Genomic DNA, 20,019 nt, shown 5'->3' on the forward strand with positions numbered 1-20,019 from the left:
CAATCTGCAAAGCTGTGCGAGCTGCCGTGATGGGACCGGGGGAGAGCGATGGCGTCGGTGCGCGGACTGTCGGCCGGTGACCCGCCGATCAATCTGCGGGTGCACGAGATCCGCTGCGCGAATGTCGAAGGTGCCCGCGAGGAGTTCGAGGACATGCTCGCCGCGCTGGTGCGGGTGACACGGCCCGGCGCGTTTCGGATTCAGGTCGGCCGGGGCGACGGCGGAATCGACGTGATGACCGGCGACCTGCGCGGCGGGGACATCGCCATCTGGCAGGCGAAGTATTTCATTCACCTGGGCAGCGACCAGTACGGGCAGATCAGGAAGTCATTCAGTTCGGCGCTCGCGGAGGCCGGCCGGCGGGGCAATCGCATCACCGATTGGATGCTCTGCGTGCCGGTGCTGCTGACCCGCACCGCGCGGATGTGGTGGGAGACCTGGCGGGAGCAGACCGAAAAGGACACCGGCGTGCGGATCGCCCTGTGGGACGCGACGGTCCTGCGGGAGCACCTGATCGCGCCCGCCGCGCACGCCGTCAGGGCGCACTACTACGGCGCCGCCGCGCCGGCACCGTCCCTCCCTCCGGCCGGCCCGGCGCTCTACCTCCCGCCGGACGGGCCGGCGACCGCCCCGCCGGACGCGGCGTGGGCGCCGGGGGACGAGCGGCGGATCGGCGCGGCGACCTGCTTCCTGCACGACGACGCCCTCGAGACCGCCGGTGCCGGTCGCGCCTGGCTGTGGCGCGAGGCCACCGCCGACCGCCTCGACGGCGCAGCAAGCGTCGCCCAGGTCCGCGTCGCGCAGGTCCGCGTGCTGCGCGCGACGCCGGCCGCGGAGGCGGTGCGGGCCGGCCTCAGCGCCCAGGCCCGGCTGCTGACCGGGCTCGCCGGCCGGCACCACCTGCCGGCCGTCGTCGCGCTGCACGACGAGGAGGGCACCCGCACGCTGATCACCGCCCGGCCGCCCGGCCCGACCTGGCGGGAAGCGTACGGCCCCCGCCCGGGCCGGGCGCTGGACCGGATCACCACCGCGGCGGTCTGCGCGACGGCCGTCTCCCTCGCCGAGGCGCTGACGGCGCTGCACCGGACCGGCCACGCCCACCGCGCCACCGGCCCGGACACGGTCGTGGTGGACCCGCGGCGCCGCCGCGCGGCGCTGCGCGACGGCGGGCTGGCCGCGCTGCCGAGGACCGTCCCCGACGGGCCGGCGGAGCACCGGGCACCGGAGCAGGCGGTCGCCGCGGACACCGCCGGCGGGCCGGACACCGCCGTCGACGTGTACCGCTTCGCGGCACTGCTGCACGCGACGCTGACCGGGCATCCGCCGCAGTGGCCACCGCTGCCGGTGCGGGCCACCTGCCCCGACCTGCCGCAGTCGCTGGACGACCTGCTGCTGCTCGGGCTGAACGCCGACCCCGCGCTGCGCCCGGCCGGGCTCGAGCCGTTCGCGGCCGAGCTGCGCCGGGTGGGTGGCGGCGCGCGATGACGGTCGTCGAGGTGCGGCTGCCCGGTCCGCTGGCGCTCGTGCCGTCGCAGGGTGCGATGCGGCGGCTGGGCCACGACCTGCCCGACCCGGTGACCCTCGCCGCGGAGCTGACCCGGCTGTCGCAGCGGGACGGGCTGCCGGCCCGCATCGACGAGAGCCGCAGCCGGCCGTCGCTGGCCGTCTACACCGACTCGTGCGTGCTGTGGCTGGGCCTGACCCAGAACGGTGACGCCTACCGGATCAACGGCGCCGCGCCCAAAGGGCTCAAGGACCACGCGTCGCTGGTCAAGGGCGCGCTGCTGCTGCGGACCGGGGCGGCGTGGTGGGCGCTGCCGGATGTCGCGGACGTGGCGCGGATGCGCCGCGAGCGGGGCATGACGTTCGACACGTCGTTCTCCCAGCTGCTCGCCGCCTGGCGCGCCGGCCTGGCCGTCGCCGCGTCGCCGCCCGCAAACCCGGCCCACACGAGGTTTCTCGACGTGCTGACCGAGGTCGTCGAGGCGGGGCGGGAGATCGACGCGGCGAAGCTGCGCGACGCGGAGCCGCTGCGCTACCGGCAGCGGGCCGCCACCCGCGAGCAGCGCCACTCCGCCCGCGGCGTCTACGACTTCACGCTGCTGCGCCGGCCGGACCTCGTCAAGGGCGCCGTGGTGCGGATCGAGGAGCGACCGGCGCTGCGCGGGCGGGTCGTGCACATCCGGGACCGCACCGTCACCGTCCGGTTCGAGTCCACAGTGGACTTCCCGGCGATCCCGCCGCAGGGCGGGCTGCGCCCGCTGCCCAGCGACCGGGTCTACACCAAGCAGCTCGAGGCCATCGGCGCGATCCGCAAGGGCCGGGCCGCCACCGACCGGCTGCTGCCGATGCTCGTCGACGGTCACGTCCTGCCGTACCAGCCGGAGGCGCACGCCCGCCCGGCCGGCGTCGCCGACGACGAGCAGCTGCGGGTGTTCCGGCGCGCGCTCGGCGTGCGCGACGCGCTGCTCGTGCTCGGCCCGCCCGGCACGGGCAAGACCTGGACCATCGGTGAGATCGTCGCCGCCTGCGCCGCCCGGGGCGAGCGGGTCCTGCTCACCTCGCACACCAACCGGGCCGTCGACAACGTCCTGGAACGGCTCCCTCCGCACCTGCGCGCGGTCCGGGTCGGCAACGAGGACGCGCTGACCGCGGGTGCCCGCACCTACCTCGCCGAGACGCAGGTCGAGGCGCTGCGCGAGGAGATCCTGCGGCGCACCGAAGGCGCCGCCGCCCGGCTCGCCGGGGTGGCCGGCGGCCACGTCGACCGCTGGTCGGTCCACCTCACCGACCGGCTGGCGGAGGCGACCTCGGCGGAGCAGGCCGTGACCGCCGCCGCCGGGGCCCGCGAGCATGCCGTGCGCCGGGTGACGCTGCCGCTGCGCGAGCGCGCCGAAGCGGCGGAGCAGGCCGTCGCGCGCGCCGAGGAGGCCCTCGAGGCGGCGCGGCGGGCCGAGGCCACCGCCCGCGACCGCATCACCCGGATCGCGTCGCTGCCCGGGCTGCTGCGCGGCGTCCTCGGCCTGCTGGAGCGCCCGCTGCGGCGCAGGGCGGACCGCGCCGCGCAGGTCGGCGCCGAGGCGGGGGCGGCGCTCACCCGGGCCCGCTCCGAGCTCGCCACCGCGGAGGGTGCGGCGCGGGTCGTCGCCGACGGCGACCCGGAGGTCACCCGGCTCGGCCGGGTGGTCACCGCCGCCGAACGGCACCGCGACGAGACCCTGCGACGCGTCGAGCAGGCCGCCGCCGGACTGCGCTCGGCGCTGCCCGCGGACGTGCGGCCCGCACCGGAGCCGGCGCAGGGACCGGCGGGTCCGGCGGTGGACCTCGCCGGTCGGCACCGGGAGGCCGCCGCCCTCGCCCGGGCGGCCGCACAGTCCCGTGCCCGCGCGACGTTGCTCGCCCAGTGGCGGGACCGGGTCCCGACCTCGGGCGCCAGCCTGCAGCGCGAGCTGGTCAAGTACGCCGACGTGGTGGCCGCCACGTGCATCGGCACCGCGACCACGGAGCTCCTCGCGGAGCTCGAGTTCGACGTCGCCGTCGTCGACGAGGCTGGCCAGATCTCGCTGCCGAACCTGCTCGTCCCCCTGGCCCGGGCCAGGCGGGCCGTGCTCGTCGGCGACCACCGGCAGCTGCCGCCGTTCCTGGACGAGGACGTGCGCCTCTGGGCGCAGCGCAGGGCCGCCGACCCGGACGCCGACCCGGGCACCGGCGCGCAGATCGGTGACCTGCTGACCCGCAGCGGATTCGAGCGGCTCTACGGCACGCTCGGCGAGGACCACCGCGACATGCTGCAGCTGCAGCGGCGGATGCCCGAGGAGCTCGCCACCTTCGTGTCCCGCACGTTCTACAACGGACGGTTGCGGACCCGGCACCCGGGCGGCGGCGGGAACCCGGTCTTCCGCAGCCCGTTCGCGATGGTCACGACCGCCGACCGGCCGGCCGCGGAACGCGGCGAGCGGCGACCGCCGAAACGGGCGGAGTCCCACGGCTATGTCAACCCGCTGGAGGCCGGGCTGATCGTCGAGCTCGTCACCGGCCTCACCGCCTGGCACCCGGACTGGGGCGTCATCCTGCCGTACCGCGCCCAGGTCGACCTGGTCCGTGAGCTGCTCGACGCCCGGCTCGGGGACCCCGGCCGCACCGCCGAGTGCGTCGGCACCGTCGACGCGTTCCAGGGCGGCGAACGCGACCTCATCATCTTCGGGTTCGTGCGCAGCAACGACGACGGCCGGGTCGGCTTCCTCGACGAGCTGCGCCGGCTCAATGTCGCCATCAGCCGCGCCCGCCGCCAGCTCGTCCTCGTCGGCGACACCGACACCCTGGAACGGGCCGGTGACGAGAAGTTCCGCCAGGTGATGCAGGCGATGACGGCGTACCTGCGGCACAGCGGCGACCTGCGCACCTCCGCCGAGATCACGGCGGTGCTGTAGATGGCGGCCATCTACCCGGTGGCCCGGGCGGTCGAGCACGCCGCAGGTCTCGCCGGGGTGCAGCCGCTGCGGGTCTTCGCCGTGCTCTGGCCGCTGTGGCAGGTCGAGATCACCGCGCGGGTCGAGGACCCGGCGGAGTACGAGCTGCTGGACTCGTTCGTCACCCGCGCCGTCGGTCAGGCCGGCCTCGACACCGCGGCGGCGGTCGCGGGCTTCCTGGGCCTGGGGGAGCGCACCGTGCGCGGCTGCGTGCAGTATCTGATGACCGTCGGGCACCTCACCGCCGACGGCGAACGCCTCGAGCTGACGCCACGCGGCCTGCGGTCGATGCACGACGGCCGCCGGTACGAGTCGAAGGAGGTCCGCCAGCAGCTGCTGTTCGACCGGTACACCGCCGGGCCGTTCCCACGCTCGCACTACGCCAACGCGGTCACCGTGCTGGACCGGCCCGAACCGTCGCTGGACGGGGTGCGTGGCAGCCGCTTCACCGCGCTGTTCGCCAGCACCGCGTTCCGCCCCGAGATCGTCGACGCCCTCGTCCGCCGGCCGGACCGCACCGGCTACAACGTGCCCGCCGAGATCGACCGGCCCCGCGTCGACGGCGTGCGGGACGCGTGGCTGCCGGCGTACCTGGTGCGGACCGGGCAGGGCCTGCTCGCGTACACGGCCGCCAGCGACGGCCGCGACGCCTTCGTCGAAGGGTTGTGCCGCCAGGCGCCGGAGGTCACCAGCGCGCTGCCGGACACGCCCCCCGAGGACGCCGAACGACGCTGGGAGGCGTGGCTGCGCAAGGAACACGGCGGCGGCACCCTGCGCCGGCAGCCCAACGGTGTCTGGCGCGGCACCCTGCCGGCGTCGGCGTTCGCGGCCGGCAACCGGCGGCTCGCCTCCTACGTGGTGCACGACGAGCTGTTCCTGCAGCTGTGGTGCGACGACCGGGCGCTGCGCCGCACCGCCATGCGCGACCGTGCGCTGCGGATCGCGCAGAGCCGCGACGTCGACAGCCGCGCCGCCCTCGACCGCCGCCTCGGCGACCTCGGCCGCCAGTACGAGGTCGAGCCGTCCACTGTGGACGACCTGCGGGCGCATGCGGGGCGGACCGGCCAGGAGGACCTGCTCGCCCGCCTCGAAGCCCTGCCCGCCACGTCGTAGCGCGATCGCCGCCCGGGACTTCTGTGCCGTTCTCCGCCAGGGGTTTCGAAAACGGTCGACGGTCGCGCGGGTACCACACCACCATCGGGGAATTGGGAGCGCTCCCAGATAGTCGGCCCTGCTCCGGGCCGGTTTCCCACCTCCGCCAAGGTGAGGTTCACATGCGCATTCCCCGATGGGTTCCGCTGCGTGCCGTAGTGGCCGCAGCCGTCCTGACGGGCGCGGTCGGGGTGGCGCAGCTGCGCGCCGCCGACGCCGCCCCCACGGCGGCAGCAGCCGCCTCCACCATCACCGTGGACACCGACCGCCAGTTCGGCACCCTGCGCAAGGCCGGCCTCGGGACCCTCTTCGGAGTGGCCGCCGCGCCGGACACGCCACGCGAGCTGATGATCGCCTCGCAGCGGTACCTCAGCCAGCACCAGAGCGCCCAGGGCGACGCCTCCTATCCGACGTCGACCGAGGCGGTCGTGGGCAAGCTGCGCGGCACCGACGTCAAGATGATCGGACGCTACAACGACCTCATGGGCGGCTGGCCCTACGACTGGAAGGGCACCGCCGACTGGTACGCCAAGGTGGACAGTGCGACCCGCTCCATCCAGGCGTACAAGGACGTCCTGCTCGCGGTCGCGCCGTTCAACGAGCCGGACAACAAGCTGCAGGGCGGGTTCGCGCAGGACGCCGCCGTGCCCGGCACCACCTACGACGAGAAGTTCAACTGGCTGTGGACGCAAACGTTCCGCCGCATCCGCGCCATCGACCCGAGCATCCCCATCATGGGGCCGAACTACGAGTTCTACCTCGGCTGGCAGCCCGCGCTGCAGACGAAGATGCGCGACTTCCTCGTCAACGCCCGCAACACCGGCACCGTGCCCAACCTGATCGGCTGGCACAACCTCGGCCAGAGCCCGGGTGACGTGCCGGAGACGCTCAGCCGGTACTACCGACCCCTGGAGAACGAGCTCGGCATCCCCGGCCGGCCGCTGCCGGTCGTCATCGAGGAGTACGGCTCGGGCGCCGCGAAGGACTTCGAGGGCGTCCCCGGCTCGATGATCAAACACTGGGCGGAGTTCGAGCGGTACGACGTCGACCACGCGATGATGGGCATCTACACCAACCCGGGGCTGCTGGGCAACACGCTGCGGCGCACCTCGGCGGGGCTCAAGCCGAACGCCGGCTGGCAGATGATGGCGTGGTACAAGGCGATGACCGGCACCCGCGTCGACGTGAGCCGGTGGGACACCCGGCACTACCTGGCCTGCGACGGCGTCGCCAGCTGGGACGGCGGTAACCGCACCGTGCAGGTCCTCGTCGGCGGCGAGGACAACGACGTCGACGTGCGGGTGCTGGGCCTGGCCCGGCGCGGCCTGACCGGCAACGTGCGGGTCCGGGTCGACTCGGCGGTGTGGACGGTCGACCCCCTGGCGACCGACCGCAACGTCCAGGCCGGCGGCGACTGGCAGGGCGCGCCGCTCAACCTCCTCGACTCGACCATGACGGTCGACGCCTCCGGCGCGCTGACCGTGCCGATCCACCGGATGGAGGGCTACAACGGCTACCGGATCCTCATCTCGCCGGCCGCCGGACCCGCCGCGTATCCCACGAAGTACGAGGCGGAGCAGGCCCAGCGGGTCAACGCGGCGGCCAGGTCCGGCAGTGCCGTCGCGTCCGGGAACGGCTGGGTCGGCGGCATCGACTTCGCCGACAGCGCCGTCACGTTCACCGTCACGGCAGCGGCGGCCGGCATCCACACGATGACGGTCCGCTACGCCAACGGCACCACCGCCGCGAACGCCACCCACACGGTGCGCGTCAACGGCCAGCCGCAGGGCTCGGTCACCTACCCCGCGGTGACGAGCGGCTGGGCGAACTCGGAGCTGCGCACCACCACGAAACGGGTGGCGTTGCGCGCCGGCACCAACACCATCACCCTCGGCAAGGGCACCGGTTACGCGGAGCTCGACTTCATCGACGTGCGCCCCGACACCCACCGCTACGAGGCCGAGCTGGCCACCGTGACCAACGCCCGCATCGGCGGCTTCCGCTGGAACGAGTTCCCCGACAAGGTCGGTGGCATCGACTTCCCGGACAGCGCCGTCGAGTTCGCGGTGGAGGCGCCGATGACGGGCACCTACCGCCTCGAGGTCGGCTACGCCAACGGCACCACCGCGACGTCCACCCACCTGGTGTCCGTCAACGGCGGCGCCGCGGGCACCGTCTCCTACCCGGGCACCGGCGCGTGGTTCGACGGCCCGACCCAGGACCGCGCCGGCCGCGTCGCCGCGGTGACGGTCGCGCTCACCGCCGGCACCAACCGGATCCGCCTGCGGAAGGGCACCGGCTACGCCGAGCTCGACTACGTCGAACTCAAGAAGACCGACGCCTGACCGGTCGACGCTGGCCGCCCGCCGCGAGCGCGTAGACGCGGCGGGCGGTGCCGGCGCACACCCGCTCGGTGAGCCGCGCCGCGTCCGCCGCGCTGATCGCGTCGTCGGCCCGCCAGGCGTCCAGCATGCGGCGCAGGCTGTGCCGGAACTGCGCGGCGCCGATGAGGTACAGCTCGGGCAGCAGGTACGCGTCGGTGGAGAAGAGCACCTTGCCGAACGGGGCGAGCTCGAAGCACTCGGCCAGCACCGCGCCGGCGCGCACACCGAGGTGCCCGACGGTCAGGCCGACGTCCAGGTAGACGTGCGGATAGACCTGGGCCAGCCAGCCGGCCTGGCGATGGTACGGGTAGCAGTGCAACAGCACGACGGGCCCGTCGACGGCGCCGAGGAACGGCTGCAGGTGCGCGGGATCGGCGGCCGGCAGCGCCAGGTCGCGGTCGCCGAAGCCGGTGTGCACCTGCAGCGGCAGTCCCGTGTCGACGCCGGCCCACAGCACGTGGCGCAGCAGCACGGGATCGGTGAGCCGCCCACCACCGCCGCGCAACCAGTCGCCGGCCGCCCGGCGCACCTCGGCCGCGGCCGGCCGCTCGGCGGGCACGGCCAACCCGGCGCGGTAGGCGATGATCGATTTGACCGCGACCGCGTGCGCCGTGCGGCGTTCGAGGACGCCCGCGAGCGCGGCGGCGAACCCGGCCGCGTCGACGCCCGTGGACGCCACATGCTCGGCGACGGCTTCGAGCCGCACGACCTCGCGCACCGCCGCACCGGCGAGGTCGCCGAGCGTCGCGGTGTCGAGCCGGTCCGGGCCGTCCAGGCCCGTGTCGACCAGCAGCGTCTCGAAGCCCGCCGACCGCAGCAGGGTCCGCGTCGCCGCGCGCCAACCGACGGCCGAACGGCGGGCGAGGTAGTCGCCGATCTCCGCGTGCCGGGGCAGCCCGAGCGCGGGCGCGCACCAGCGCCGGACCGCCAGGCCGACCTGACTGTCCAGATAGGATGTCCCGGCCGGCGCGGGCAGGTGCGCCTCGGTGCACGCCAGCTCGAAGGCCGCCGCGTCGAGCTCGCCGGCGACGACGGTGTGGCAATGGGCGTCGATCAGTACCGCCACCGGCCGGCCTCCGCGATCGCCGCCGGATCGGCGGTGCGGAACAGCTCGGCCTCGGCGCGCCGCACCGCACAGAACGCCTCGAGCAGGGGTTCACCGAGGGCCGCCGGAAGCAGGTCGTCGCGGCGCAGCGCTTCGACCGCCTCGTCGACGCCACCCGGCAGCCGGGGCGGTCGCCCGGCCTCGGGGAGCTGTGCCGGGTCCACGTCGATCCCGGGCGGCAGCCGCCGGTCCCCGCCCGCGGCCCCGGCCACCACCGCGGCCACCGCACCGACCAGCAGATACGGGTTCGCCGCGCCGTCGCAGCACTTGAGCTCGGCGTTGGCGGCGGTGTCCCGCTCGCCGAGGCTGCCGGTCACCAGGCGCAGCGCGGCCTCGCGGTTCTCGTGGCCCCAGCACTGGTACGGCGCCGCCCAGTGCTGGGGCACCAGCCGCAGGTGGCTCGCCACGCTCGGGGCGCCGATCGCGGCCAGCGCGGGGAGCCGGTCGAGCAGGTGCGCCAGGATCGTCTCGCCCTGGGTGGTGAGCCCGTGCGGCCCGTCGCCACCGCTGAACAGGTTGCGCCCGTGCGACCAGGCGGACAGATGCAGGTGCTGGCCGTTGCCGACCTGCCCGGCGACCACGACCGGCGCGAACGACACCCGATGGCCGAACGACTGGGACACGGCGCGGATCGTCTGCCGGACGAGCACCTGCCGGTCCGCCGCGGCCACGGGGTCGTCCGCGCCGACGGAGATCTCCAGCTGCCCCGGCGCGTACTCCGGGTGGAACTGCTCGACCGGCACGTCCTGCGCGTCCAGCGCTGCGAGGAGGCTGTCGACGTACGACGAGAGCTCCACGACGCGGGTCATGCCGTACGCCGGGCCATGGCACGCCGGTGCGGCGTCGTCGGTGCCGACGAACCACTCGACCTCGAACGCCATCCGGAGGTCGACGCCGCGCCTGCGGGCGCGTTCGGCGGCGGTGCGGGCGAACGTCCGCTGGCAGCCGGCGTGCGGCTCACCCTCCTGGGTCAGCCGGTCGGCGGGCGCCCAGGCCCAGCCCGGCTGGGCGGCGAGCACGGTGAACCGGTCCAGGTCGGGATACAGCCGCAGGTCGCCGACCGGGCCGCCGATGTGGCGGCTGGTGGTGATCGAGTCGTCGAGCAGGAACACGTCGAAGACCGGTGACATGCCGACCCCCCACGCCGCCGCGTGCCCGAACCGGCCGACCGGCACGGTCTTCACCCGCGTGACGCCCGCGTTGTCGACGAAGGTCAGCGCCACCGCCCGTACCCCACGGGCGGCCGACTCGTCGGCGAGCTGGCGGGCGCGGGCGCTGCGCTCTTCACGCTCCATTGCCTGATCGTCCCTCCGTCGCCCGGTTCGCGGCCGGTCTGCCGTTCCCGGCCGCGCCCAGTTCCGTGGCGCGCCGCCCGTTCTCCCGCCACCAGGCCGCGTACGTGCCGTCCCAGGGCAGGGGGTCCCGTCGCGCACCGTCGGAGCGGTACGTGCGCCGGGTGGGGAAGACCGTGACGGCCATGTCCGCCTCGGACTCCCGGGAGGCGAGCCGCACCTCGTCGAACGCGCCGTCCACTCCGACGATCGGCCGGCCGCTCATGACGACGTGGATGTGGTCGAAGATGCCCTGCTCGAACGAGTCGAACACGGTGATCGTCAGGAAGCAGGCGCCGAGCGGGTTGGGCGGGTCGGGTCGCTCGCGGGCGACCGCCCACTCCGCGACCGTGTGGCCCGCTCCCCATTCGAACGGGGCCACCTCGCCGGGTCGCAGGAGGCGCTCCCGCTTCGCGGCGGTCGCCTCCACGAACTGGGCCTCGTCGGCGAGCCGCACCCGCGCGGTGGTCGCGCCCTCGTTGATCAGCACGCCCCGGGTCTGAAACCACAGGAGCCGGCTCCGGTCCTCACCCCGTCCGAAGAGCCGCGCCGGCGAGGCCGCCTCGGCCGGCGCCGCGGCACGGTGGTCGAGCAGCCCCGGCTGGTTGCCGTACGGCATCCCGTCCCGCGTCGCGTCGACCAGCGGGGGCCACTGCGGCGCCTCGAACAGCGCGACGACGAGGGGAGCCCGCTCGTCCGTCCTGGCGCGGGCCGCCTCCCGGACCGCCGCCGTCGCGGCCTTGAGGGTCTCCTGGGCGAAGCCGGCCTGCTTCTCGGCGGCCTTCGACTGCGCCGCGCTGATCTCGACCTGTTTCTGCAGCTCCGGCAGCTGCCTGGCGGCGGTCCGGGCCGCGGCGCGCCCCGAGCGGGCGGCCGAGGCGGCGGCAACCGCCGCGGCGACCGCGCCGATGGCTGAGATGATCTGTATCCACCCGGCCAACGTCACCCGATCGAGGTTGGCTACCAGCGCATCCCAAAAAGCCCGCACGTCAAGGCCCCACCTTCGCAGCGACTCACCCTTGTGGCCGGGTCCGGGCCGGGCTCGGCCGTTCACCGGTCGATGTGCGACCTGCCCCGCCCGGGCGCGGATAAGCGCCTGAGCCGAGGTGGCGGCGCGCCGCTGAACTCGAAGACCGCAACCGCGACGCTGCGAGGCCGTCGACCATTCGCCCACCGAGCACCGAAAGCCCGACGCTGTATGACGTTGTGATACGGTCGGATCGTGGTCGAGCGGGAGTACCTGTGGACGGATGAGGGCCTTGCGGTCGCCCGTCGTCGCAAGGTCGCCCTCGAGGAGGTCGATCAGGCGTTGCACGCTCCGCCGGGTCTGCGGTTCGAGCGGCGGATCGGTGACCTGCTCCTCGTCGTCATGGGAATGGCCGGCAGTGCCCGGGTCATCGCGGTCATCTGCGAGCAGATGTATCGCACCACGACCTATCGGATTTTGAGCGTGAAGGCGTTGGCCGGTGCCGAGCTGGATGAGTGGAGGAGGCGAGTCCTGTGAGCGGTCCTGACTTCGAGCGGATGTCCAAGGACGAGGTCGTCGCCTGGTTCGACGCCTCGGACGACGTCTCGCCGCTGCTGTCCGCAGTGGCGCCCGTCGAGGACGGCGTGGTCTCCCCGGCGGTGGACGGGCCGATGGCGATGATCAGCATCCGGCTGCCGGTCGCGATGGTCGAGGAGTTGGACGGTCTCGCGGATGCGCAGCAGGCGCGGCGCTCCGACGTCATCCGGGAGGCGCTGACGTCCTACATCAGGGAGCGGACGGCGCCGGTGGGGCCTGACGATGCGCAGCAGGCGCTCGAGGTGCTGCGGAAGGTGGTCGCCGGTCGGTTCGGCAACCAGGCTGAGGCGGCGTAGGCGCACCGGATCGTGACGTGGCGGCCAGGCCCCCGGGTGGGGTGGGCTGCTGGGGTGGCTCGGGTCCGACCCGCGCGGCGCAGCTGGCGGGCTGGGCTGGAGGCGGGCCGGAGTCGGATCGGAAGGTCAGGCGGCGGCGAGGGCGGGCGCTATGGCGCGGGCGCACCGCTCACGCGCCCACTGGATCCTGGGCAGCGCGACCTCGGGGCGGTCGCCGAACACTTCCGCGGCCCGGGCGTAGCACTCGTCGGGGCCGAGCTGTTCGAGGGTGCGGTGAACGGTGTCGCGGATGGTGGCGTCGTCCAGGTCGCAGCATGCGGATGCGTCGGAGACGAACAGTGCCATGCTCAGCATCGGCTCAACCGGGCAAGTCGTCATGGGGGATCACCTGTTCAAGAGGGGTGGAATGGCTCTTCATCCACGTTCTCTCGTACCGTTGGGGGACAGCCTCGGCGCCAGCGGGACTCTCCGACTGCGGGTGTCCCCACCCGCGTATACCTGCTAGCAGGTATGCCCGCTCACCCTTCGTCCACGACCCCGGTGGGGGAGCGCGGGACGGTGGTCGTGCCGTGTCCCGGCAGCCGGCGGTCCGGCACCTGGCCGCGCCGGATCGCCGCCGCGTTTCCGGTGTGACCGGGACGAGTGCCGCCGACCCGGGGGGAGCGGGCCGGCGGCACTCGAACCGGTCTGCGGTACGTCAGGCGTACACGCTGAACGAGTCACCGCCGGGCCAGCAGCACGCCCGCCACGGCGGCCGCGGCGAGGGACGTGCGGTGCACGGGAGGCAAGGGAGTTCGCTCTCGTTCGAGGGGACGGTGGGGTGGGACGTCGTCGTGGTCGCTCAGGCCGGCTTGCCGGTGCTGATGCTCAACCAGGGCGTCCAGGTCGTGCAGTTGAGGTTGGCGCCGGACGCGCCGTTGCGGTTGCAGACCTCGAACCGGATCCGGCTGTCCTCACGCATGTCGTAGTTGCAGGTCACCGTCGTGTCGAAGCCCTTGGCGTTGTGGCACACGTCGGAGCGGCCGTAGTCGGTCTGCCAGGTGACGATGACGCGCAGGCCGTCCTCCATGTTGTCGCGCACGGTGATCTTGTCGCCGTAGCTGACGAAGCAGCCGTGCCCCCGCCAGACGTCGATGTAGTCGTCGAGGTTCGACCGGCAGTACTCGCCGGGCGCGTCGGCGTGTGCGAAGGTCGCCGGCAGCGCGCCGGTGATCAGGAGGGCGGCGCCGAGCGTGGTCGCGGCCCGGCCGAGGGCGGTGCGGACGGCGTTCACGCGGTGATCGAGGGGCTGTAGATGTGGTACGCGGTCGTGCCGCTGTGCGACGCCCACACGTGGACGCGGACCTGGATTCCCTCGGTGACGTTGTAGTTGCAGACGGTGGCGCCCTTGTTGGTGTTGCTGGTGCTGGTGTCGTCGAAGCAGTCGCTGCTGTGGTTCACCCAGTGCATGACGCCGTTGGAGTCCGGCAGCAGCTTCTGGATCTGTGCGCGGGTGCCCCAGCCGTCGGCCGTGTAGTCCCAGACGCGCAGGGTGTCGCCGTCGGCGTAGAACTTGGCGCACCCGCCGTTGGTCGCGGAGCCCGGCTTGATCCAGCACGCCCAGGCGTAGCCGTTGCTGGCGGCGGAGGCGACGTCCGGCGTCGCGATCAGGGCCGCCGGGATCAGGGCCGCGGCGACCACGGCCGATTTGAACGCTCGGTGCATCATGGAGTCCTCTCGCGGGAGAAATATGGAGTTTGTGGCGAAATGTCGCCCACGTCCACTCTGTCGTTCCCGCGATCCCCGAACCAGGCGGTTCGCCGTCAACCTACCGTCAACTTCGCGGCGGCAAGCCGCGCCCGGGGCAGCTCCGCGTCGGGGTGTTCCAGCCGCTCGAGTATCGCCAGGGAGGCCTCCCACTGCTCCCGCGCGCCGTCGTGATCACCCGCGTCCCGTTCGATGTCGCCGAGGTCGAGCAGGATCTGCGACAGGTGGTACGCGTCGCCGGCCGCCTCGAACCGGGCGGACGCCCGCCGCTTGTACGCCGCCGCCAGCCGGAGCCGGCCCAGCCGGTGGTGCGCGTCGGCGAGGGTGTCCCACACGAATGCCTGCGACGCCGGGTCCGGACTCGCGCGGACGAACAGCAGCGCCCTCCGGCAGGCCGCCAGGGCCTCCTGGTGCTCGCCGCGCGCGGTGTGGCACTGCGCGACGACCTGCCACGCCCGCCACCGGTGCACGGGCTCGCCGGCCGCGTAGAGCAGGTCGGCCCGCTCCGCCGCCGCGAGGGCCGCGTCGAGCTGGTCCTGCCGGAGCAGCAGGAGCGCGATGTTGTACGTCACCTGCGCCTGGCTGGGGACGTCGCCGAGCGCCTCGGCGCAGTGCAGTGCGTGCCCGAGGTGCTCGGCCGCTTCGCGTCCCCGGCCGAGCCGGAAGCCGACGAGCGCCAGCGCGCGGCGCGTGTGCAGCTGGCCGAGGAGGTCGCCGAGCCGGGTGGCGCACACCAGGCCGGCGTGCTGGACCGCGGCGAGCTCGGCCCACCAGCCGCCGCGGTCGAGGACGTCCTGCACCGCCCAGGCGATCCGCCAGACAGCACCGTCCAGGGCGGACCCGGTCGCCCTGGACTGCGCCGCCACCGCGGTCAGCAGGACCTGTAACTCGCCGTCGAACCACTCGGCCGCCGCGGCCTGGTCGGCGAACGACGGCGGGCCGGACGGCACCGGCAGGGGCAGACCCGGGCGGCGTTCGGGGCGCAGCAGCAACGCGGCGGCATGCGCATGGTGCATCAGGTGGTCGTACAGCCGCTCGACCGCGGCCCGGCCGGCCCCGGCGGACTCGTGCGTGCCGGCGAGCTCCGCCGCGTAGGCGCGGACCAGGTCGTGGAACGAGTACCGGCCGGGCCGCTCCTCCACGACCAGGTGCACCCGGGCGAGCCGGGCCAGGGCGCGCGCGGCCGCCGGCCGGGGGAGGCCGGCGAGCGCGGCCGCCGCGGCCGGGTCGACGTCCGGACCCGGGTGCAGGCCGAGGAGCCGGAACAGTCGGCCGGTCTCGTCGTCCAGCGTCCGCACCGACCAGGACATGACCGCCCGCAGGTCGCCGGCGGCGTCGTCGTCCTCGAACACGTCGAGTTGATCCCGGATGTTGCGCAGCTGGCCGGCGAGCACCCCGAGCGGGAACGGGGGACCCGCGGCGGCGCGCGCGGCGACGATCGTCAGTGCCAGCGGCAGCCCGGCGCAGGCGTCCACGATGCCGGTGACGGCGTCGGGTTCCGCGGCGACCCGGTCCGCGCCGAGGTGCCCGGTCAGCAGCCTGCGCGCCTCGTCGTCGGTGAACAGGTCCAGCGTGAGGACCGTCGCGCTGTCGGTCGCGGCCAGCCCGGTCAACCGGACCCGGCTGGTGACCACGACGAGACACCCCGGCGAGCCGGGCAGCAACGGCCGGACCTGTCCGGCGTCCCGGGCGTTGTCCAGCACCAGGAGCATCCGGCGCTCGGCGAGCAGGCTGCGCAGCAGGCCGCTCTGACCGTCGATCGTGGCCGGCACCCGGGCGGGCGGCACGTCGAGCGCGTCGAAGCAGGCACGCAGCGCGGCCTCCGGGCTCAGCGGCGCCGCGCCGGGGTCGAAGCCACGCAGGTTCAGGTGCAGCTGGCCGTCCGGGAAGGCGCCCTTGACCCGGTGCGTCCAGTGCAGCGCGAGCGCCGTCTTGCCGATGCCGGCCGCGCCGACCACCGCCACGACGGGCACCGCCACCGGGTCCGGCCGGTCCGCTTCGGGAGCCAGCAGCGCGTCGAGCCGGGCGAGCGTGTCGCCCCGCCCGGTGAAGGCCGCCGGCGCGGCCGGCAGTTGCGCCGGCACCGGACGGGCCGGGAGCGGCGGGGCGGCGGGTGGTGCCATTGGTGAGCCGTCGGCCGCCGGGGTGCCGGCGCTCAGCGCGACCAGCAGCATGTCCTGCTCCGGGCCGTCCGGCTCCAGGGCCGCGACGAGCAACCGCACCGAGCCCTGGTGCGGGCGCCGGATCCGGCCCGCCTCGATGCCCCGGATCGTGCCGACGCTCAACCCGCTGCGACCGGCCAGCTCCTCCTGCGTCAGCAGCGCTCGCTCCCGCAGCCGGCGCACGATGCCGCCGATGTGCGCGGCGCCGGCCGGCCCGTCGGGCATGAGGCTCCACCTTCCGTCTGCCGCAGGCTAGCGGTGATCATCGACATCGACGATCCGCGCGGCGACGGGCTTGACGAAATCCTGAGCTTCCGGCGCTTCTGAGGACTCAGCGCGGGCTGGGGCTCAGCGTGGGCACCGACGCGGGCACCGGATTGGAGCCGGCGTTCTGCCCGGCGATCCACGACAGCGAGAACAGCACGCCCGCCGCCACCACGGCGGCCAGCACGAGGAACTTGCGGACGAATCCCCAGCGGGCCTTGGCCAGGCCCGGCACCAGCGCCTTGGCGGCCCGGTGCGTGTTCCAGGAGCTGCGCATCCGCTGGTACGCGACACCGGTCGGCAGCCCCAGCAGCAGGCCGGTCCAGAACGTGAGACTGCTCAGGAGCCGTACCGCGACATCCCCCATGGCTTCCCCCTGACGAGCGATCCGGGGCCTGACCTCCACACCGTAGGGCTGGCGGCCACCGGCGCATATGTGTATATGGGTCGATGTCCGGGGCTGGTGGACACCTCTGCCTGACCGGATGACCGACCGAATCCGGGTCCGGGGCGACCCGGCGAACCTTTGCGGGGGGCCCGCGCGTCGTGATGACGGGTACGGTGAACCGGACGACGAGAGGGTCGAGCGATGCGACGCGGACCGGTGCGGTGGGCGATGCCCGGCGTGCTGCTGTCCGTGCTCCTGGCCCTCGGCATCCTCAGCGGCTCCGACCCGGCGCCGCAGGCCGCGGAGCCGATGCCGCCGACGCCCGCGGTGCTGATGCCCGCGGTGCTGCCGGCGTCGGTCAATGCCGTCCGGCCGGACGTCCAGCTCGCCGCCGACCGCCTCACCGGTGACGGTGCCGCGGTCTGGTTGTTCGTCGCCGCCATGTGCGCGCTGCTGGCGCGCCCGGCGCGGCCCACGGCCCGGACCGGCGGCGGCGCGGCGGGTCCGGCCGGGTCGTCGCTCGTCGTTCTCGGCGCGTTGAGGGGCAGGGCGCCACCGCACGTCGTGCGGTAGCCAGCGTCCCGTTCCCCTTCGCCGACGGCGTCCCGCCGTGCGGACCGTCGGCGCCTTCCTTGCCGAGGAGATTTTTCGATGTCGCGCGCCATTGCCGTGCGCGCGGTGCTGGCCTTCGCCGTGTTGGCGGTCTCCGGGTGGCTCGTCGCCACCCGACCGCCCCGGCTCGGCCTGGACCTGCGTGGCGGCACCCAGATCGTGCTGGAAACCCGGGACGGTGAGTTCGCCGAGGCGAACGCCACCACCACCGACGACGCTCTCGAGATCCTCCGCCGGCGCGTCGACGCGCTCGGCGTGACCGAACCGACCGTGACCCGCGCCGGTGAGCGGCGCATCATCGTCGAGCTGCCCGGCGTCACCGACCCCGCCGAGGCGGTGCGGGTGATCGGCCGGACCGGCCAGTTGCTGTTCCGCCCGGTCCTCGGCCCCGCCCCGGCCGAGCCGGGCCCGGGTGCCGGTGCCACACCGGCACCCACATCGCCGCCACCGGCGACGCAGCCACCCACGACGCAAGCGCCCACGACGCAAGCACCCACGACGCAAGCGCCCACGACGCCGGCGCCCGCCGGGGCGGCGAACGGCGCGGAGGTCGTGCTGCCGGACGAGGAAGGCCGTCGGCTGCGGCTCGGCCCGGCCGTCGTGTTCGGCCACGACGTCGCCGACGCGGACGCGGTCGCCGGGCCGGCCGGCTGGCGGGTGACGCTCGACTTCCGCGACAAGGGCGCGGCGGCGTGGCGGACGCTGACCGCCGCGGCCGCCTGCGCCCCCGACGGCGATCCGGCGCGCCGGGTGGCGATCGTGCTGGACGGTCAGGTCATCTCCTCACCGCAGGTCGGCCGGAACGTGACCTGCGAGGTCGGCATCACCGGTGGCACCACCGAGATCACCGGCTCGTTCACCGTCGCGGAGGCCAAGGACCTGGCGTTGCTCATCCGGTCCGGTGGGCTGCCGGTGCCGGTGGAGATCATCGAGCAGCGCACGGTCGGACCCACGCTCGGTGCGGCGGCCGTGACGGCGTCCGCGTGGGCCGGGGTCATCGGCACGATCGCCACGATCCTGTTCATCGTCGCGGCGTACCGGCTGGTCGGCGGCGTGGCGGCGGTCGCGCTGACCGCGTACGGCCTCGTCTCGTACGCGGCCCTGCTCGCCGTCGGGGCTACGTTGACGCTGCCCGGGCTGGCCGGGTTCGTGCTCGCGATCGGCATGGCCGTCGACGCGAACGTCCTGGTCTTCGAGCGGGCCAGGGAGGAGTACGCCGACGGCGCCGGCCGGCGTGGTCTGCGCGGCGCGCTGCGGGCGGGGTTCACCCACGCCTGGTCGGCGATCGCCGACTCGAACGCCACCACCCTGCTCGCGGCCGGTCTGCTGTTCGCCTTCGCCGCCGGGCCGGTCCGCGGCTTCGGTGTCACGCTGTCGATCGGTGTGCTCGCGTCCATGTTCACCGCGCTGGTGCTGACCCGTACCCTCGCGATGCCGCTGGTGCACAGCCGGTGGCTGGCCGCCCGGCCCGCCTGGAGCGGTCTCGCCGGGCTCGGGCGGGTGCGGCGCCGGCTCGAACGGCGCCCGCCGGACCTCATGGGTCGCCGGCGGATATGGCTGACGATCTCGGCCGTCGCCGTCGTGATCGCGGTGATCGGCGTCGGGGTGCGGGGGCTGAACCTCGGCGTCGAGTTCACCGGCGGGCGGCTGGTGGAATACCGCGTCTCGGCGCCGCTGTCCATCGACGCCGCCCGGGCCGCGGTGCAGGACGCCGGCCTGGAACGGGCGGTGGTGAACACGACGGGCCCGGACGACCTCAGCGTCCGCGCCGGCGGGTTCGACGACGCGACCGAGGCCGACGTCCGCGCCGCCCTGGAGCGGGCGGGCGGCGGTGAGGTGCAGCGCCTGCGGGACGAGGCGATCGGACCGTCGCTCGGCGCCGAGCTGCGGCGCAACGCCCTCGTCGCCCTCGCCGTGGCGCTGGGCGCTCAGCTGCTCTACCTGGCGGTCCGGTTCCGGTGGCGGTGGGGAACCGCGGCGGTCCTCGCGATGGCCCACGACGTGCTGCTGCTCGTCGGGGTCTTCGCGTGGCTCGGCAAGCCGGTCGACGGCGTGTTCCTGGCCGCGCTGCTGACCGTCGTCGGCTACTCGATCAACGACTCGGTGGTGATCTTCGACCGGATCCGGGAACTGGTCCGCGGCGACCCGCGGCGCAGGGTGCCGTTCGCGCGGCACGCCAACATCGGCTGCCTGCAGACCGTCCCCAGGACGATCAACACCGGCCTGGGCGCGATGTTCATCCTCACCGCGCTGCTGGTCCTGGGCGGCGACTCCCTCGCCGACTTCGCGCTCGCCCTGCTCGTCGGGATCGGCGTCGGCACCTACTCGTCGGTCTTCCTCGCCGCCCCCTTGGCGGTGTCGCTCGAGGGCGATCGCGGAGGTCGGGGTGATCGGCCGGTGACCAGGCAGCCGGCCGGCCGCCGGCCGGTCACCGCGGGCGAGGGGCCCGTGGGAACGAAGCCGGCAGTGATCGTCGTGCGCCGCACCGGCTGACCGCGGCGGCCCGCCGTCGTCGGAAACCCACGTCTTCCGACGACGGCGGCCCG

16 protein-coding genes are annotated in these 20,019 nt (G+C 74.3%); 8 read left to right on the forward strand and 8 right to left on the reverse strand.

What is annotated here, in order from left to right:
• Positions 1-48: 48 nt before the first annotated feature.
• From Dsi01nite_RS50300 to Dsi01nite_RS50315, 4 genes are all read left to right on the forward strand, one after another.
• A complete protein-coding gene (locus Dsi01nite_RS50300) occupies positions 49-1,485 on the forward strand; it encodes a serine/threonine protein kinase (protein WP_203853617.1) in 1,437 nt (478 codons plus the stop codon).
• Positions 1,482-4,430: a DEAD/DEAH box helicase gene (locus tag Dsi01nite_RS50305; protein WP_239136979.1), complete on the forward strand. Its 2,949-nt coding sequence runs from the start codon at positions 1,482-1,484 to the stop codon at positions 4,428-4,430. The genes Dsi01nite_RS50300 and Dsi01nite_RS50305 overlap by 4 nt, the downstream gene beginning before the upstream one ends.
• Positions 4,431-5,582, forward strand: a complete 1,152-nt coding sequence (locus tag Dsi01nite_RS50310) for a hypothetical protein (RefSeq protein WP_203853618.1) — start codon at positions 4,431-4,433, stop codon at positions 5,580-5,582.
• A 161-nt stretch (positions 5,583-5,743) separates the two neighbouring features.
• Complete coding sequence (locus Dsi01nite_RS50315) at positions 5,744-7,966, forward strand: CBM35 domain-containing protein (RefSeq protein ID WP_203853619.1); 2,223 nt, start codon at positions 5,744-5,746, stop codon at positions 7,964-7,966.
• On the opposite strand, the gene Dsi01nite_RS50320 is transcribed toward Dsi01nite_RS50315, so the two are convergent.
• The 3 genes from Dsi01nite_RS50320 to Dsi01nite_RS50330 are packed head-to-tail and all read right to left on the reverse strand — an operon-like array spanning position 7,947 to position 11,387.
• Positions 7,947-9,071 carry an amidohydrolase family protein gene (locus tag Dsi01nite_RS50320; RefSeq protein ID WP_239136981.1) on the reverse strand — a complete coding sequence of 375 codons (1,125 nt, stop codon included), beginning with the start codon at positions 9,069-9,071 and terminating at the stop codon, positions 7,947-7,949. The genes Dsi01nite_RS50315 and Dsi01nite_RS50320 overlap by 20 nt on opposite strands.
• Complete coding sequence (locus Dsi01nite_RS50325; protein WP_203853620.1) at positions 9,059-10,405, reverse strand: type I glutamate--ammonia ligase; 1,347 nt, start codon at positions 10,403-10,405, stop codon at positions 9,059-9,061. Before Dsi01nite_RS50325 ends, Dsi01nite_RS50320 begins: the two co-directional genes overlap by 13 nt.
• Positions 10,395-11,387 (reverse strand): hypothetical protein, encoded by a 993-nt coding sequence (locus Dsi01nite_RS50330; RefSeq protein ID WP_203853621.1) that lies wholly within the window; start codon positions 11,385-11,387, stop codon positions 10,395-10,397. Before Dsi01nite_RS50330 ends, Dsi01nite_RS50325 begins: the two co-directional genes overlap by 11 nt.
• Positions 11,388-11,663: 276 nt before the next feature.
• On the opposite strand from Dsi01nite_RS50330, the gene Dsi01nite_RS50335 reads away from it, so the two are divergent.
• Together Dsi01nite_RS50335 and Dsi01nite_RS50340 are read left to right on the forward strand one after the other, a co-directional pair.
• Positions 11,664-11,945: a hypothetical protein gene (locus Dsi01nite_RS50335; protein ID WP_203853622.1), complete on the forward strand. Its 282-nt coding sequence runs from the start codon at positions 11,664-11,666 to the stop codon at positions 11,943-11,945.
• A complete protein-coding gene (locus Dsi01nite_RS50340) occupies positions 11,942-12,301 on the forward strand; it encodes a ribbon-helix-helix protein, CopG family (protein WP_203853623.1) in 360 nt (119 codons plus the stop codon). Before Dsi01nite_RS50335 ends, Dsi01nite_RS50340 begins: the two co-directional genes overlap by 4 nt.
• 126 nt (positions 12,302-12,427) lie before the next feature.
• Here Dsi01nite_RS50340 and Dsi01nite_RS50345 read toward each other — a convergent pair whose 3' ends face one another.
• From Dsi01nite_RS50345 to Dsi01nite_RS50365, 5 genes are all read right to left on the reverse strand, one after another.
• Positions 12,428-12,679, reverse strand: coding sequence for a hypothetical protein (locus tag Dsi01nite_RS50345; RefSeq protein ID WP_203853624.1), 252 nt, complete (start codon positions 12,677-12,679; stop codon positions 12,428-12,430).
• Between the two features lie 463 nt (positions 12,680-13,142).
• Positions 13,143-13,574 carry a hypothetical protein gene (locus tag Dsi01nite_RS50350; RefSeq protein WP_203853625.1) on the reverse strand — a complete coding sequence of 144 codons (432 nt, stop codon included), beginning with the start codon at positions 13,572-13,574 and terminating at the stop codon, positions 13,143-13,145.
• The gene (locus tag Dsi01nite_RS50355; RefSeq protein WP_203853626.1) at positions 13,571-14,008 is read right to left on the reverse strand and encodes a hypothetical protein; all 438 of its coding nucleotides are present in this window, start codon (positions 14,006-14,008) and stop codon (positions 13,571-13,573) included. The genes Dsi01nite_RS50350 and Dsi01nite_RS50355 overlap by 4 nt, the downstream gene beginning before the upstream one ends.
• Before the next feature lie 95 nt (positions 14,009-14,103).
• Entirely contained in the window at positions 14,104-16,434 is a 2,331-nt protein-coding gene (locus tag Dsi01nite_RS50360) for a helix-turn-helix domain-containing protein (RefSeq protein ID WP_203853627.1), read from the reverse strand.
• Positions 16,435-16,540: 106 nt separating this feature from the next.
• A complete protein-coding gene (locus tag Dsi01nite_RS50365; protein ID WP_203853628.1) occupies positions 16,541-16,840 on the reverse strand; it encodes a hypothetical protein in 300 nt (99 codons plus the stop codon).
• Between the two features lie 222 nt (positions 16,841-17,062).
• On the opposite strand from Dsi01nite_RS50365, the gene Dsi01nite_RS50370 reads away from it, so the two are divergent.
• Together Dsi01nite_RS50370 and secD are read left to right on the forward strand one after the other, a co-directional pair.
• A complete protein-coding gene (locus Dsi01nite_RS50370) occupies positions 17,063-17,434 on the forward strand; it encodes a hypothetical protein (RefSeq protein ID WP_203853629.1) in 372 nt (123 codons plus the stop codon).
• A gap of 78 nt (positions 17,435-17,512) precedes the next feature.
• The gene (gene secD, locus Dsi01nite_RS50375; protein WP_203853630.1) at positions 17,513-19,966 is read left to right on the forward strand and encodes a protein translocase subunit SecD; all 2,454 of its coding nucleotides are present in this window, start codon (positions 17,513-17,515) and stop codon (positions 19,964-19,966) included.
• Positions 19,967-20,019 lie beyond the last annotated feature (53 nt).

The organism is Dactylosporangium siamense (assembly GCF_016862795.1).
GTDB lineage: Bacteria > Actinomycetota > Actinomycetes > Mycobacteriales > Micromonosporaceae > Dactylosporangium > Dactylosporangium siamense.